The 15,175-nt window shown below is 32.8% G+C and carries 11 protein-coding genes and 1 pseudogene; all 12 read right to left on the bottom strand.

The window, feature by feature from the left end:
- Positions 1-7 precede the first annotated feature (7 nt).
- The 12 genes and pseudogenes from RCG18_RS05110 to RCG18_RS05165 all read right to left on the bottom strand — a co-directional run bounded on the left by RCG18_RS05110 (position 8) and on the right by RCG18_RS05165 (position 14,912).
- The gene (locus RCG18_RS05110; RefSeq protein ID WP_308040329.1) at positions 8-1,144 is read right to left on the bottom strand and encodes an acyl-CoA dehydrogenase; all 1,137 of its coding nucleotides are present in this window, start codon (positions 1,142-1,144) and stop codon (positions 8-10) included.
- 106 nt (positions 1,145-1,250) lie between these two features.
- Entirely contained in the window at positions 1,251-1,646 is a 396-nt protein-coding gene (locus RCG18_RS05115) for a hotdog fold domain-containing protein (protein WP_308040330.1), read from the bottom strand.
- Between the two features lie 33 nt (positions 1,647-1,679).
- The gene (locus tag RCG18_RS05120) at positions 1,680-2,126 is read right to left on the bottom strand and encodes a beta-alanyl-CoA:ammonia lyase (protein ID WP_308040331.1); all 447 of its coding nucleotides are present in this window, start codon (positions 2,124-2,126) and stop codon (positions 1,680-1,682) included.
- A 98-nt stretch (positions 2,127-2,224) separates the two neighbouring features.
- A pseudogene (locus RCG18_RS05125) lies at positions 2,225-3,413 on the bottom strand (CaiB/BaiF CoA transferase family protein).
- A 481-nt stretch (positions 3,414-3,894) separates the two neighbouring features.
- Positions 3,895-5,124, bottom strand: coding sequence for a PucR family transcriptional regulator ligand-binding domain-containing protein (locus RCG18_RS05130; protein WP_308040332.1), 1,230 nt, complete (start codon positions 5,122-5,124; stop codon positions 3,895-3,897).
- Positions 5,125-5,361: 237 nt separating this feature from the next.
- Positions 5,362-6,594 carry a Zn-dependent hydrolase gene (locus RCG18_RS05135; RefSeq protein WP_308040333.1) on the bottom strand — a complete coding sequence of 411 codons (1,233 nt, stop codon included), beginning with the start codon at positions 6,592-6,594 and terminating at the stop codon, positions 5,362-5,364.
- Between the two features lie 42 nt (positions 6,595-6,636).
- A complete protein-coding gene (locus RCG18_RS05140) occupies positions 6,637-8,187 on the bottom strand; it encodes an NCS1 family nucleobase:cation symporter-1 (protein ID WP_308040334.1) in 1,551 nt (516 codons plus the stop codon).
- 237 nt (positions 8,188-8,424) lie between these two features.
- Positions 8,425-9,810 carry a dihydropyrimidinase gene (gene hydA / locus RCG18_RS05145; RefSeq protein WP_308040335.1) on the bottom strand — a complete coding sequence of 462 codons (1,386 nt, stop codon included), beginning with the start codon at positions 9,808-9,810 and terminating at the stop codon, positions 8,425-8,427.
- Between the two features lie 47 nt (positions 9,811-9,857).
- Positions 9,858-11,096 carry an NAD-dependent dihydropyrimidine dehydrogenase subunit PreA gene (preA, locus tag RCG18_RS05150; protein ID WP_308040336.1) on the bottom strand — a complete coding sequence of 413 codons (1,239 nt, stop codon included), beginning with the start codon at positions 11,094-11,096 and terminating at the stop codon, positions 9,858-9,860.
- Positions 11,097-11,099: 3 nt separating this feature from the next.
- Positions 11,100-12,383, bottom strand: a complete 1,284-nt coding sequence (locus tag RCG18_RS05155; protein WP_308040337.1) for an FAD-dependent oxidoreductase — start codon at positions 12,381-12,383, stop codon at positions 11,100-11,102.
- A gap of 234 nt (positions 12,384-12,617) precedes the next feature.
- A complete protein-coding gene (locus RCG18_RS05160; RefSeq protein ID WP_308040338.1) occupies positions 12,618-14,066 on the bottom strand; it encodes a sigma 54-interacting transcriptional regulator in 1,449 nt (482 codons plus the stop codon).
- Positions 14,067-14,303: 237 nt separating this feature from the next.
- Complete coding sequence (locus RCG18_RS05165; protein ID WP_308040339.1) at positions 14,304-14,912, bottom strand: copper homeostasis protein CutC; 609 nt, start codon at positions 14,910-14,912, stop codon at positions 14,304-14,306.
- Positions 14,913-15,175 lie beyond the last annotated feature (263 nt).

The following is a 15,175-nucleotide window of genomic DNA, read 5'->3' on the forward strand; positions in this document are numbered from 1 at the left end:
TCACCTCCTATTTCAATAGACTTCTAGAAATAACCATTTTTTGCACTTCTGAAGTCCCCTCATATATTTCAGTTATCTTTGCGTCTCTCATCATTCTTTCCATTGGATAATCCTTCATATATCCATAACCACCATGTAACTGAACAGCCTTTGTAGTTACTGACATAGCTGTTTCTGATGCAAATAATTTAGCCATAGCCGCTTCTTTAGTAATTGGTTTCCCATCATCTAATTTAGCTGCTGCGTTATATACTAAAAGTCTCGCTGCATTAATGCTTGTTTCCATATCTGCTAAATTCCATTGCAGACCTTGAAACGCTGCTAAAGGTTTTCCAAATTGCTCTCTTTGTTTTAAGTATTCTACAGTTTCATTTAAAGCACCTTGAGCTATACCAACAGCTTGAGCTGCCATAGCAATTCTTCCTCCATCTAAAGCCTGCATTGCAATCTTAAATCCGCTTCCTTCTTTTCCCACAAGATTCTCCTTTGGTATAACACAATCTTTAAATATTAGCTCAGAAGTTGCAGAAGCTCTTATTCCCATTTTATTTTCTTTCTTGCCTATAGAGAATCCTTGGAAGGTATCCTCTACTATAAATGCACTTATTCCCTTGTTACCTTTTGTCTTATCAGTCATAGCGAGAATTATATATATGCCTGCTTCTCCACCATTTGTAATAAAGCATTTTTGTCCATTTAAAATATAATTATCGCCATCTAAAACTGCTTTACTGTTTTGTTTAGATGAGTCTGTTCCAGCGTTAGGCTCTGTAAGAGCAAATGCTCCTATTTTTTCTCCTTTTAATAATGGTCTTAAATATTTTTCTTTTTGTTCTTCTGTTCCATAGTTCATAAGTATCCAACAAGGTATATTATGCACAGCTAAAATCGCTGCTGTTGATGCACATTTTTTTGCTATTTCTTCTATGCATAAGGAAAAAACAAATTCATTTTGCCCAGCTCCCCCTAACTCCACGGGAAATGGTATTCCTAGCATATTTAATTTAGCCATTTTATTTAAATTTTCTCTTGGAAACTTTCCTGTTTCATCTATCTCTGCTGCAATAGGAGCAATTTCATTTTTAGTAAACTCCCTTACTATCTTAACTATCATTTCTTGTTCCTTAGTTAAATCAAAACTCATTTACTTCCCTCCTTGAAACTTTCTTTATTATACATAATTATTTAGTTACTATATTTTATATCTATATATAATTAAGCAAACTGCTAAGCAGCTTGCTTAATATTCTTTACTTTGTTGATTCATAAGTTGCTATAAATTCTGTACATAGAATTGGTTCCTCAAGCACATCTATAGCTGATGCTTGTTCGGGAATATTTGGATTATACGCTACTTTAAAAGTTCTACATTGGATCTTTTTCTTTTTATCTTCAACGCCTATAACTCTTGCTATTACTTCTAAATAATCTCCTGCAAAAATAGAATTATATAATCTAATCTTGTCAAAACCCAAACATCTACCTTCATTGCCATCACTCATAATCATAAGTCTAGTTGCTACATCCCCCATAATTGTAATTGAACGAGAGCCGTTCACTATGCCACCTGCATAAAACACATCTTTTGATGACATTCTTAAGCGCATATTTGTTTCATAACTATTTTCAGGAATTACAAAAGCCATTATTATACCTCCCCATAATTTAACACTAATATATTATTCTACTTCTTTCCAAGGGTCTGCCACGATACCATCTGGTTGAACTCCTCTTTGTAAATGCTTCTTAACTACTAATATTGAATAACCTTCAGCACATAATAAAGGAGGATCTAGAACATCTACTTCATTGTCTGCTGCATCTGGTCTTCCATTACGTTTTGCTGGAGTAGCAATCTTGTAAGTTTCTAACTTAACTCTACGAGAAGTATTACCTACTTTAACCATAGTTGCTTTAAAATCCACCTGATCTCCTACATACAAATCATGATAAAATTTTACATCCTCATATCCTAAACATAAAGATTCATCGCCGTCGTTTAGAATCATTACTTCAGTTTCAGCATCTCCCCAAATATCTAATTGCTTTCCAACAGGTACGATATCTCCTAAGTTACTCCCGAATTCAGGAAACATCTTGTAACTTAATACTGACTCACTTCTCATTAATATTTACCCCCTTGAATATTTTTATAAAACTACACTTATAAATATTCTTTATGTTAACAAACTTCTAAAATTTCAGTTTGCAACTTACCAATTTGCTAGATAATACCTCTTTCCTTCATACTAGCCACTTCTTCTTTACTTCTTAAATATTGTCCATATATTTCTTCATTATGTTGTCCTAAAAGTGGTGCTGGTGTATCTACACTACCAGGAGTTCTTGATAACTTAACAGGACATCCTTGAAAGTACATTTCACCTATAGTTGGATGATTCATATGAACCATCATTTCTCTAGCTTGAATTTGCGGATGGTCAATGGCTTCTTGCATGTCAAGAACCGGTCCACAAGGTATTCCTACTTCATCAAACATATGCTCTAGCTCTTTTTGTTTTATCTTTGATCCATTCAGAAATTATATATCTTAATTCTGGTATATAGTTTTTACATCTCAGATCATTAGTTGCAAATTTTTCGTTTGCAATTAAATCCTGTCTTCCTATAACTTCACAGAAAATTGACCACAACTTATCATTTCCAACGCCCACAGCTACATATCCATCTTTTACTGCAAAAATATCAAAAGGAGCTATCGATGGATCAATGTTACCTTGTCTCTGAGGTGTCTCTCCTGTCATCGTCTGAATAACAATTGCATTTTCTAATAGAGAGAATATTGTATCCAGCATTGCTACATCAACCGCTTGCCCCATTCCAGTTTTTTCTCTATTATAAAGGGCCATCAAAACTCCAACACATAAATATATACCAGTAACATTATCTGCAACAGAAGGACCTACTTTAGTTGGAATTGACTCAGGAAAACCAGTTAAATTGACCATTCCTCCCATTGACTGAGCTACTATATCATAGCAAGGCCTATTGGTAATAGGACCTGTTTGTCCAAAGCCAGAACCTGCTGCATAAATTATTCTAGGATTTATTTCTTTTAAAACTTCATAATTCAGACCTAGTTTTTTCATTACACTTGGTCTATAATTTTCTACAACTACATCTGCATCTTTAACTAATTCTTTAAAGATATTCTTTCCTTCTTCAGTTTTTAAATTTAGTGTGATCCCCTTTTTATTTCTGTTCAAGAATGCAAAAAATCCACTTTCACCACTTTTAGGATCTATAGGTCCCCATGTTCTACATTGATCTCCTTTAGGATTTTCAATCTTAATAACATCTGCACCATTGTCTGCTAATAAAGTAGTACAAAATGGTCCATTATACGCATGTGTTAGATCTAAAACCTTTAACCCCTCTAATGCTTTTGCCATAACATTTCCCCCTTTTCAATTCAATTATTAATTGTTTTATATTTTTATATAAACCTTTACATACAAATCCCAAGCTTTGTTTATATTACTATTGATTTTATTTAAAAATTAAACAATGCCAATGTTAAAATATTAACTCAAAATTACAATTTAACAGCAATTCATTCATATTTTTATAGGATCATTAGTGTTATTTTTTATACATCCAATCTTTAAATCTATGTTGTACAAACACTAACGCTCACCCTTAAGTCAAGAATATCACCATTTACAAACCTTGTATATGTAACAATTGAACAAGTTTTTTGTGCACTTTGCTAAATGTCATTTTTTTGTCAATGTTAGATGGTTTTTATCCATTTGCTCTCGTTTTCTCATATAGCTTTGTAATTGTCAGTAGATATCATCATATGAAAAATAACCACGGTCTCTTTAAGGCCGTGGTTAAAAAAATCCATATATAAATAATTTACCATATACGTTATTTTTCATAAGTTGTAAAATCATTTAACTCTTTTATCAAATACCCCATATAAAACTCTAATCTTACCCTTGTATCTCCTAAATCTCTTTTTATGAGTTCTTCTATTTTATTAATTTTATAAATTAATGTGTTTCTATGCAAATATAGTTTCTTAGATGTTTGGATGCAATTCCCATTTTCCATTAAAAATACATAAAATATTTTTGTGAGATCCGTATGATTTTGCTCATCATATTTTTTTAATTTACCTACAGTACTATCATAGTATTCTCTTAAAAGAGCTATGTTGTGTATTTCTGTAAGTATTTTATATACCCCTATATCTTCATAAAAAATAGTTTTATCTAATTCTCCCTGTGCCTTTGTAACCTTTAAGGCTTTTTCTGCCTCTATATAACTTTTCTTTATTTCAGAAAACTCTGTATGGACCTCTCCAACTCCTATGCCTATACTAATTTCAGGTAAAAAATTTTTGCTATTTTCTCTTACCGAATCTAAAATGGTAGTTAAATTAGTGCATCTATCCTTTTCATTAATTAAAAGTAGAACTACAGAATAATTTTGCAGAAAACTTATTGGTCTAAAACTTGATTCCCAAATTGAACTATTTACGGATCTTAAAAAAGTGTTTCTAACCTGTGCTATACACTGCTCATCATTAATATTTTTAGAATTTAAGTACAGCTGAATGTTATCCATATTGACAATAATTATTCTAACAGAATTTAAGGAGTCATATCCATATCCTGAAATTCTTTGAAGGAAATCTTCATAGGTAATAGTATTGAAAAATATAGCACTCATCAATAAATCTTGACAGGAAACTTCTTCAAGATGCCTCTTAACTATATCACCACAGATAACCCTTGTTATTTCTGTTAAGCTAACTTTCCAAGGAAACTCAAATACTGGAAAATTATTTGCATCAGACAAGCTTTTAACGTAATCTGGAACTTGTTCAATATATTTCCCAATATTTACAACCAGACCGGCAGCTTTTTTATCTATTAAGTTTTCTATTAGGTTAATAAAAGCATCTTTGCGATTTAAAATGTTAACACCTGTGACTATTATTAGTTCATCACTCTGTACATACTCTGCTGCATCCTCTGGGTTTTCTATAACATGAACCCATCTCACTATTTTACTGATCCCCTTAGCTCCACTTACTAATTTCAAATTTTTTAATTCAGGTAGATTTAATAATTGATCAAATCTAACACTCATAATTAAACCTCACTTTAAAATGTATTAAAGCCTATTAATTCCACTTTAGCATTTTTAACCGGAAACCATGAGCTATTTTTAATTTTTTGTTACAACTTGTAATCCTATAAATAAAGAAACTCCTTAATAACTCAAAGGTTCAAGCTATTATGGAGTGGTATAATCTAGCTTATATAAGTTAGGCATAGATGATGGCTTAATGATAAACCACCATCTATATCCTATCATATATCTATCTTATTTTTTATCAACATCTAAGACTGTTTGTAATAATACATTAGCACCCTTCCAGCAATTTTCTACAGGTGTAAATTCAGGTTCACAGTGACTGTGTCCATCTTTGCTTGGAACAAATATCATAGTTGTAGGTAACATTTCAGCTACGAACTGAGCATCATGACCTGCACCACTATAAATATCCATATTTGAATACCCGTATGCTTCTGCATTCTTTCTAACAAATCCAACTAATTCTTCATTAAATTGAATTGTATTACGTGACCACTGTAATTCATACTCAACTCTGCATTTATCAAGTTCCTTAGGAATGTTTTCAATTACTTTAACAACCTGCTTAATTACTTCAGGATCTTTATGTCTTGCATCTAATGAAAAGTCAACAAGATCAGGAATAACAGTATGCACGCATGGATGACAAAGTATTTCTCCTGTAGTGTAAACAAGATCGCTGTCAAGTTTGTCCAATTCTTCATGCAAGTATTTTATAGCACTAGCTGCTGCTAAAAGAGCATCCTGTCTGTATTTCATTGGAGTAGTTCCTGCATGATCAGATTGTCCATAAGTTCTTATTCTGTAGTTAACCATTCCGAGAACGCCTTGTACAACGCCAATGTCCTTCTTTTCAGCTTCAAGTACAGGTCCCTGTTCAATGTGTAATTCAAGCATAGCCGTATAATCCTTAGGATTCAATCTGTTTGCTTCGTCGCCTTCATATCCACTTTCCTTTAAAGCTTCACCAAAAGTTTTTCCTTTAGGATTTTTTGAAGCCAACATCTTTTCCTTATCAAATTTACCACAAATAACACCTGATGACATCATAGCTGGCGGATAAAGAGAACCTTCTTCATTAGTCCATATCATAGCTGTAATAGGATGACGATGTGGAATCTTTTGTGTAGCTATAGTTTCAACTACTTCCATTCCTGTAAGTACGCCTAAAACTCCATCATAGTTTCCGCCATTTCTAACTGAGTCTACGTGTGATGCCATTACTATTGCCGGAAGGTCTTCCGAACCTTTAATCGTTGCATACATATTTGCCATATCATCTGTTTTAATCTCTGCGCCCACTGCTTTCATTCTTTTGCAGAACTCTGCTCTTGCTTGAAGAGCTGCTTCTGATAAAGAAAATCTTGTTATGCCACCATGGCCAGCGTCACCAAATTTACTAAATGTAACAATTTTATCTTCCAATCTTTCTTTGTCGCAAGTTAATATAATATCTTTCATTTTGATACACTCCTTTTTGATTTGTATGTCATATTTTTTTGACTAGATACTATCTACACTTGAAGAACTATTTTTTGTATCAACAACAGTTACAAATTCAGAGATTTGTTCATTTTCTTCAGGTGTAAGTATTGATATCTTATCTTTCTTCATCAACTGAGGATAAATAATTAAGGCTAATATAAACCCTATAATCCATCCACCGTCTGCGATTAAGCTTAAACTTGGTATAAATATTCCTAATACTGGGACTATTGATGCTAATATCCATGCATAAATAGCATTTTTATTTAATCCATTTGTATACGAATAACGTCCGTCTTTTTCTACAAATAGGGCTTGCACGTCAACTAACTTTTTACGATGAATATAGTAGTCAGCTATAAATACACCAGCTAAAGGTCCTAAGAAAATACCATAAGTTCCAAGCCATCCAAATATATATGCTGAAGCACTTGATAAAAGTTTCCAAGGCATTATCGCTACCCCTACTGCTCCAGTTATAAGTGTTGCTTTCTTAAAGGATATTTTTTGTGGATTAAGATTTGAAATATCATTTGATGTAGCTACAGCATTTGCCGATACGTTAACATTTGTAGTTGCAATTATTATACCTATACATCCTATAATTAACGCTACAGGGTTAGTCATTTTTTGTATAACTTGAACAGGGTCCCAGATAAACTCTCCATAAAGAACTCTAGTTGCACCTGTAACAAATACACCCACAAAGGAAAATGCCACCATTGTCAAAGGTAATCCGAATAATTGACCTCTAAACTGATCCTTTTGACTTTTTGCAAATCTACTAAAGTCAGGTATATTAAGAGCTAATGTTGCCCAAAAGGCTATATTTGCTGTTAAACTCTTTAAGAATGTAACCCAAAATGATGTTGGCTTATTTGTCATTGGCATGTTAAATATGTCTGAAACTCCTTTTCCCATAGCTGCAACTGATGTATAAGCCCAGCCAACAAGAGCAAGAGATATTAAAATAAGTATAGGAACAGTCCATGCTTGCATAAATTTTATAGTTTCTGGTCCTCTATACACTATACCAACATTTAAAGCCCAAAATGCAAAAAATGAAACCCATACTCCGCCTGACCACTGATGCCAGGAAGGCGCTAATGCACCGATAATTCCATTTACAGCTTCTCCACCTAGCCAGCACTGAATACCAAACCAACCTGCACCAACTATAGCCCTTGCCATAGCTGCAATATTTGACCCCCATACACCAAAGGACAATCTTGCAAATACTGGATATGGTATTCCATATTTGGTTCCTGCATGTGAATTAAGCTGCATTGGAATTAAAACTATTAAGTTTCCTAATGCAATATTTATAAGTGCTTGCCACCAAGTCAATCCTGCTGACATAATTCCAGCTGCCATCATATATGTCGGTATGCAAAGACACATACTAATCCATAAAGCTGTAATATTATAAGTAGTCCATGTTCTTTGTTTAACCTTAGTAGCAGCTAAATCATCATTATAATAACGGCTGTTTCTTATACTTTCTACTGCTGCATCTGTCATCTCATAAAGTCCATTAACTTCCCTTTGTGTTTTAAAGGTTTTATTCATTAATACTCTCTCCTTTAAAATTATTTATGCGACTTAAGCGTTTTAGAAATATTAATTTCTATGTACTGTCATAAATACTATAACTGTGCTTCTTACATAATTTTTATTATATTTTCTGTAAAAAATTTGTATTTTAGCAAACTTGAATATTATGGCATTATAGCTATCCACATTTCATAATTTTGTGCAACGGACTTTATTGTATAGATGCAACTTTTGTAAGAATGCTATGTTATTTTATACAACTTGTGGAGCAGTTCTCTTTATAAATTGTCCTCTTCCTTCTTTTCCAACATATTTTCCATTTTCGGCAATAACTTCTCCTCTGGATAAAGTAGCTACTGGATATCCCTTTAATTTAAATCCTTCAAATGGTGTATAATCTACATTTTCATGTAGCATTGATTTAGTTAATGTAGTTTCTATATTTGGATCAAACACAACTAAATCAGCATCACTTCCAACTGCAATAGTTCCTTTCTGTGGGTACATACCATATACTTTAGCAGCATTTGTAGAAGTTACTTGAACAAACCTATTTAAATCAAATTTACCTTCTACCACCCCATAGGTATACATTAATGCCATTCTTGCTTCTACGCCAGGTGCTCCATTGGGTATTTTAGCAAAGGATTCCTTTCCTAATTCCTTTTGTTTCATAAAGAATGGACAATGGTCTGTTGCTACAACTTGCAAGCTATTATCCTTTAAAGCTTTCCATATATGTGGCCAATTCTTTTTATCTCTAAGCGGCGGAGACATTACATATTTTGCTCCATTAAAGCCAGGTTCTCTATAGTTATCTTCTGATAGAAGTAAATATTGAGGACATGTTTCTCCCATTATTGGATATCCTTCTTTTCTAGCTCTTTCTATCTCAGATATAGATGCTTCACAACTATTATGAACTATAAACAGAGGAGCATTGGCTATTTTAGCAAGTTTTATTGCTCTTCCTGCTGCTTCTCCTTCTGCCAAATCCGGTCTTGATAAAGCATGATAAATCGGCTCAATTTTACCTTCTGAAAGTAATTTTTTTGTCATGTAATCAATTACATAATAATTTTCAGCATGTACACTGGATAAACCACCATTTTCATTTACTTTCATTAATGTTCTTAATAATGTACCATCATCAACTCTTAATCCATCATATGTCATAAATAATTTAAAGCTTTGATATCCATCTGCTATAATTTCAGGAATTTCATTCATAACTTCTTCAGTCATATCAGTTAACGCTATGTGTATACCATAATCTATAACAGCTTTTCCATCTGCTTTTTCACGCCATGTTTTTGTAGCTTCTCTTAATGATCCTCCTTTAGTTTGAATTGAAAAGTCTACAATTGTAGTAGTTCCTCCGCAAGCGGCAGCTTTAGTTCCTGTTTCAAAGTCGTCACTTGAGAAAGTTCCACCAAACGGCATGTCCATATGCGTATGTGGATCAATTCCACCAGGGAAAACATATTTATTAGTAGCATCAACGACTTTTTCAGCTTCTTCTCCCAAATCTAATCCTATTTCTAGGATTTTGCCTTCTTTTATACCAAGGTCTGCTTTAAATGTGTCTGAAGCTGTTACAACAGTTCCACCTTTGACAATAGTATCAAATTTCTTCATTTATATACCCCCTATTATTTTAACTATGGGAGAATTCTCCCATAGCTTTATAAGCAAATTTCTCTCTTTTCTTCTCCTGCCTTAAATTCTATTTCACCCTTTGTTATGCAGTTTCCAATCGGACAAACTAGTGAACATAAATGACATCCTACGCAATTTTCTTTATTAAGTGATGGTCTTCTCTTTTCTTCATCCCATACTATTGCCTGATGTGCTCCATCATAGCAAGAAATATAACATCTTCCACATCCAACGCATCTATCATGATTAAAATCTGGATACACTATATAGCCACGGTCTAACTCTTCTGCTGGAACTGTATTTTCAAGTGCTATTCCTGCTAAATCTTGAAGTTTATCTACGCCTTTTTCTTCCATGTAATAGGAAATTCCACTTATTAAATCTTCAACTATTCTATAACCATATTGCATGATAGCTGTAGTAACTTGAAGATTAGAAGCCCCAAGCATAATAAATTCTAATGCATCTTCCCAAGTTTCTATACCACCGATACCACTTATAGGAACATTCTTAAGCTTTTGCTCTTTAGCAAGCTGGGCAATAAATCTAAGTGCAATTGGTTTAACAGCTTTACCTGAGTAACCTGATATTGATGATTTGCCATTAACTATTGGTAATCCAATTTTTTTATCTAAGTCTACTCCAGTTATACATTTAATTGTATTTATAGCTGATATACCAGTGGCCCCACCTTCTATCGCAGCTATTGCTGGTAATTCCATGTTCCCTATATTAGGAGTCATTTTAGCAAGTATAGGAAGGTGAGTTCCTCTTCTTACTGCTGCTGAGTATTGTTTAACTAACTCAGGGTTTTGTCCAACATCTGATCCCATTGCATGAGAAGTCATCTGTGGACATGAAAAATTGCATTCAATAATATCTGCTCCAACTTCAGTAACTAGTTTAGCAAGCTTTGTCCACTCTTCATCACTACTACCCATTATTGACGCTATTAACACCTTATTTGGATAATTTTCTTTTAATTTTCTCATTTGCTCAAGATTCCACTCAAGTGGATGTTCTGCTATTTGTTCCATATTTTTGAATCCCGTAAAAGGAGTTGCTTCTTTTCTTGGAGCATCAAAACGTGGAGATACCTCATTTGGTATGTAGATACCAACTGTTTTAAATACTATACCTCCCCAACCTGCTTCTAATGCCTTTGCACACATTTCGTAGTTATTTCCAACCGGTGATGATGCTAGAAAAAATGGATTCTCACACTTTACTCCACAAAATTCAATAGATAAATCTTTTCTTTTCATATTCTACACCTCCTTAGTTGATGCTGATTGTCTACTTGTCTCCATAGACTCTCTTGCTGCTGTTAAATATTTTTCTATTTCTCCTGCAGCTAACTTACCTGATGCTACTGCTTGAACAACTGTTTTATCTTTTTCAACTATATCTCCTGATGCAAATACGTCGGCTGTTTCTGTTTTAATGTCCATTAATTCAACACTAGCTATTGCCTTGACATCTTCTGCTTCTTGACCTACTGCAAATATTACCATATCTGCTTCTAATTCAATTTTTGAAGCATCAAACATGCCTTCCGCCTTAAATGCCACAACCTTTCCTTCTTTTCCAACTATTTCAACAGGTTTTAATCCTGTAAAAATAGGAATATTTAATTCATTAATATGTTTCTTTTCTTCTGTACTTGCTGGCATTTTTTCAATTGTTCTTCTATATACTATCTTTACATCTTCACAACCTATCAATTTAGCAGTTGTTGCACAATCCATAGCAACATCTCCGCCGCCTATAACAACAACCTTCTTTCCAACTTTAACATCTCCCATATTAGTCTTTGCTTCTGCTAAAAAGTCAACTCCATTAACTGATCCGTCAAGGTCTGCTCCCGTAATTTCTACATCTTTACCCTTTTGCATTCCACATGCTACTAAGAAAGCTTTAAACCCTTCTTTTCTTAAACCTTCAATTGAAACATCTCTACCAACTTTACAGTTAGTTTTAAATTCTACGCCTAACTCTTTTATATATTCAATTTCGCTTTCAATTACGTCCTGCGGTAATCTATTAGCTGGGATTCCATATGTTAACCATCCACCTAGTTTAGCTTTTTCTTCGTATACAGTTACTTTATAGCCTTTTAATGATAATTCATTAGCTGCTGCTAATCCACTTGGACCAGATCCAATAATTGCAACCATTTCTTTTGTTGCTTCTATTTTGTCATAAATCTTCATTCCTACTGTTTTTTCAAAATCTGTTGCGAATCTCTGTAACTCACCAATTCTTATAGGCTTGTCTATCCCACATCTGCTGCAAGCACCTTCACAATAGTTATCATAAGGACATACCCTTGCGCACACTGCCCCTAATGCATTATTCGTTCTTATTGTTTCAACAGCTCCTTTAATGTTTCTAAAGCGAATAGAGCGAATAAATTTTGCTGGGTCAGTTCCAGCAGGACATGCCTTGCTACAAGGTGCATCGTGACATAATAAACATCTTGCTGCTTCTTCCATTGCCAAAAGAGGTGTCAACGTTTTCTTTGTTTCCTGTAAATAGTTATTAATTGTCATCTTAGTATTTTCCCCTTTCAAACCTTTATATAGAATATATATGTTACCTCTGTAACAAGGAGCAATACTTATGCCAATTGTGATTATTTTTACCTTTGTATTTGATTAAATTATCTAAATTTTCGGATAAAAACCTTATTTTTCTAGGCTTTCTCTATATCTCATTTTTATTTTTTGTTAGTTAAAAAAATATCTAAAAAGCAAATAAAAAATAGGTTTTGATGATAAATTTCATCAAAACCTATGATTAATGTAATCACTTAAGCTTTCTTCTTTAATTTTTTTCATTTTTTTGACAACTGTTGATTGATCAATTTTAAGTATTTCTGCTACTTTTCTCGTTGTTTTATATTTTTCTATTGCCTTTAGAAGAATCTGCTTCTCAAATTCTTCTATAGCCACTTTTAGCGGAATAAACTCATTTAATTCTTCAATATACTTAGGTATATGTGTAAATGTGTCAAAAATATCACTATCCTCAATCATATCCCTACTAGATATAACTACTAATCTCTCAATTGTATTCTCTAATTCCCTTATATTTCCGGGCCAATTATATGAAGATAGTACCTTATATCCTTTTAAAGATATTTGTTTTGCTAGGTTATATTTTTGATTATTCTTTGACAAAAAATAATTTATAAATACAGGAATGTCTTCTTTACGTTCTCTTAGAGATGGGATATGTATTGGAACAATATTCAATCTATAGTATAGATCTTCTCTAAATTTTCCTTCCTTAACTAGCTTTAGTAGATCTTTATTAGTTGCCGATATAATTCGAGCTTTTATATCAACTGGTTCAGTGCCACCTATTTTATATGTCTGTTTTTCCTGCAATACATGTAGCAACTTCACCTGCAACTGCATTGGTAACTCTCCTATTTCATCTAGGAAAACTATTCCTCCACCGGCAACCTCTAATAATCCTTTTTTTCCTTTTTTATTCGCACCTGTGAAAGCCCCTTCTTCATAACCAAATAGCTCCGATTCAATAAGATTTTCAGGTATAGCCCCACAATTAATTTGAACAAAGGGAAGATCTCTTCTTCTACTCATTTTATGAATTGTTTTAGCTATAAAGCTTTTGCCAACGCCAGTTTCTCCTAACAACATTATCGTAGTATCCATATTACTTATGTGCTCAATTAATTCGATGATTTTTTTCATCGGATTAGAATTACCTATTATAAATTCCTTATTTTTTATTTGAGATCTTTTCATTTCATCTCTAAACCACTCTAAAACGTCTTCTGTTTCCTCTAACTGTTTTTGAAGCCTTTCATGTTCAGTGATATCTTTCGAGATATTTACTATTCTTGTTAACTTGCCTTTTTCATTAAACATTGGTATACCAGTTACCAACAATCTTCTACCAGAAGCAGTTTCTTGAACTATAGTTATCTTTTTCTTACTTTTTAATACTTCTGCCGTTATTGATGGTTTGAAAATCCCTTTTTCACAAAGACTATAAACATCTCTACCAATTATTTCATTTTCAGGCATACCAAATGTTTTTTCACAAGATTTACTAACCTTTTGTAATATTCCTTTTTCATCTGTAACTGTTATTTGATCAAATGTAGTGTCCATAATTAATTTAAGTTCTGCATATGTCTGCTTATAATAAGTTAATTCCTCTAATAATTTATTATAGGGTATCCTTTCAGACTTCTCTCTCAATAGTTTTTCCCCCTCTATTACTATGAATATAAGATTTTTAGCTTTATGTTTTTCTTTATAGCAATTTACAATATTATTTAACTTCTTATTGTTATTTTATTACTATACCATGACATTTTCAATAAACTAGAAATTATTATTTCTAGACAAACCAGCATTATTAACATATTATTAAATATAAAAAAGCCATGCTTCGCATGGCTAAAACACTAAATTTATGAAATTTGAACTTTTCACTTAAACTATTTTACTTCCATGAACTTCAACAGCTCCAGTGTATTTCATAATATAATCTCTATTTTCTCTAGTGATTCCTTTACCTGGCATAATTATTATTTTTTCTTTTGAATATTCTATAAGCTTTTTTAACTCTTCTTTTCCATGAAGAGCACTTTCTTTACCTCCTTTAGTTAATATTCTATCTACCCCTAATCCTCTTAACTCGTCAATAGCAGAATATTTATATTCAATTTCATCAAAGGCCATGTGGAAAGTTATGCTCATCGGCTTAGCTGCACTAACTAATTCCTTAATTACTACATTATCCACTTTTCCATCCTTAACTGCTCCTATCACAATTCCAAAGGCTCCAAGCTTTTTGCATAAACTAATGTCATCTCTCATTATTTCTATCTCATCTGTAGAATATGCATAATCCCCTCCCCTTGGTCTTATCATAACCATAACAGGAATATTAAGTTTTTCAAGTGTCTTTTTTATAGTTCCATAACTTGGCGTTGTTCCACCCTCTAATAAATTACCACAAAGCTCTATTCTATTGGCACCTAAACTTTCTGCTACCAATGCTTTTTCATAACTTCCTACACACGCTTCATACACAGACATAATCTTCTCTCTCCTTGTAACTAACTTATCTTGCCTAGATAACTTTATTATAAATATAATGTAATGCTATAAATTATTTACTTACAGGTGCTAATTCATAAATTGCCCTTGCATAAATTATATTATCAAAATTAATTTCTTACTATATATATTTTTATATAATTAAGTGCAATATCTTTTGCAACCATTTTGTGACCAAATCTATAATGCTTTATAACAAGAAAATTCTTTCCCTGCATCCGCTAATTTAATGTTTTAAGGAA

It is taken from the genome of Clostridium sp. OS1-26, from assembly GCF_030915445.1.
Lineage (GTDB): Bacteria > Bacillota > Clostridia > Clostridiales > Clostridiaceae > Clostridium_AM.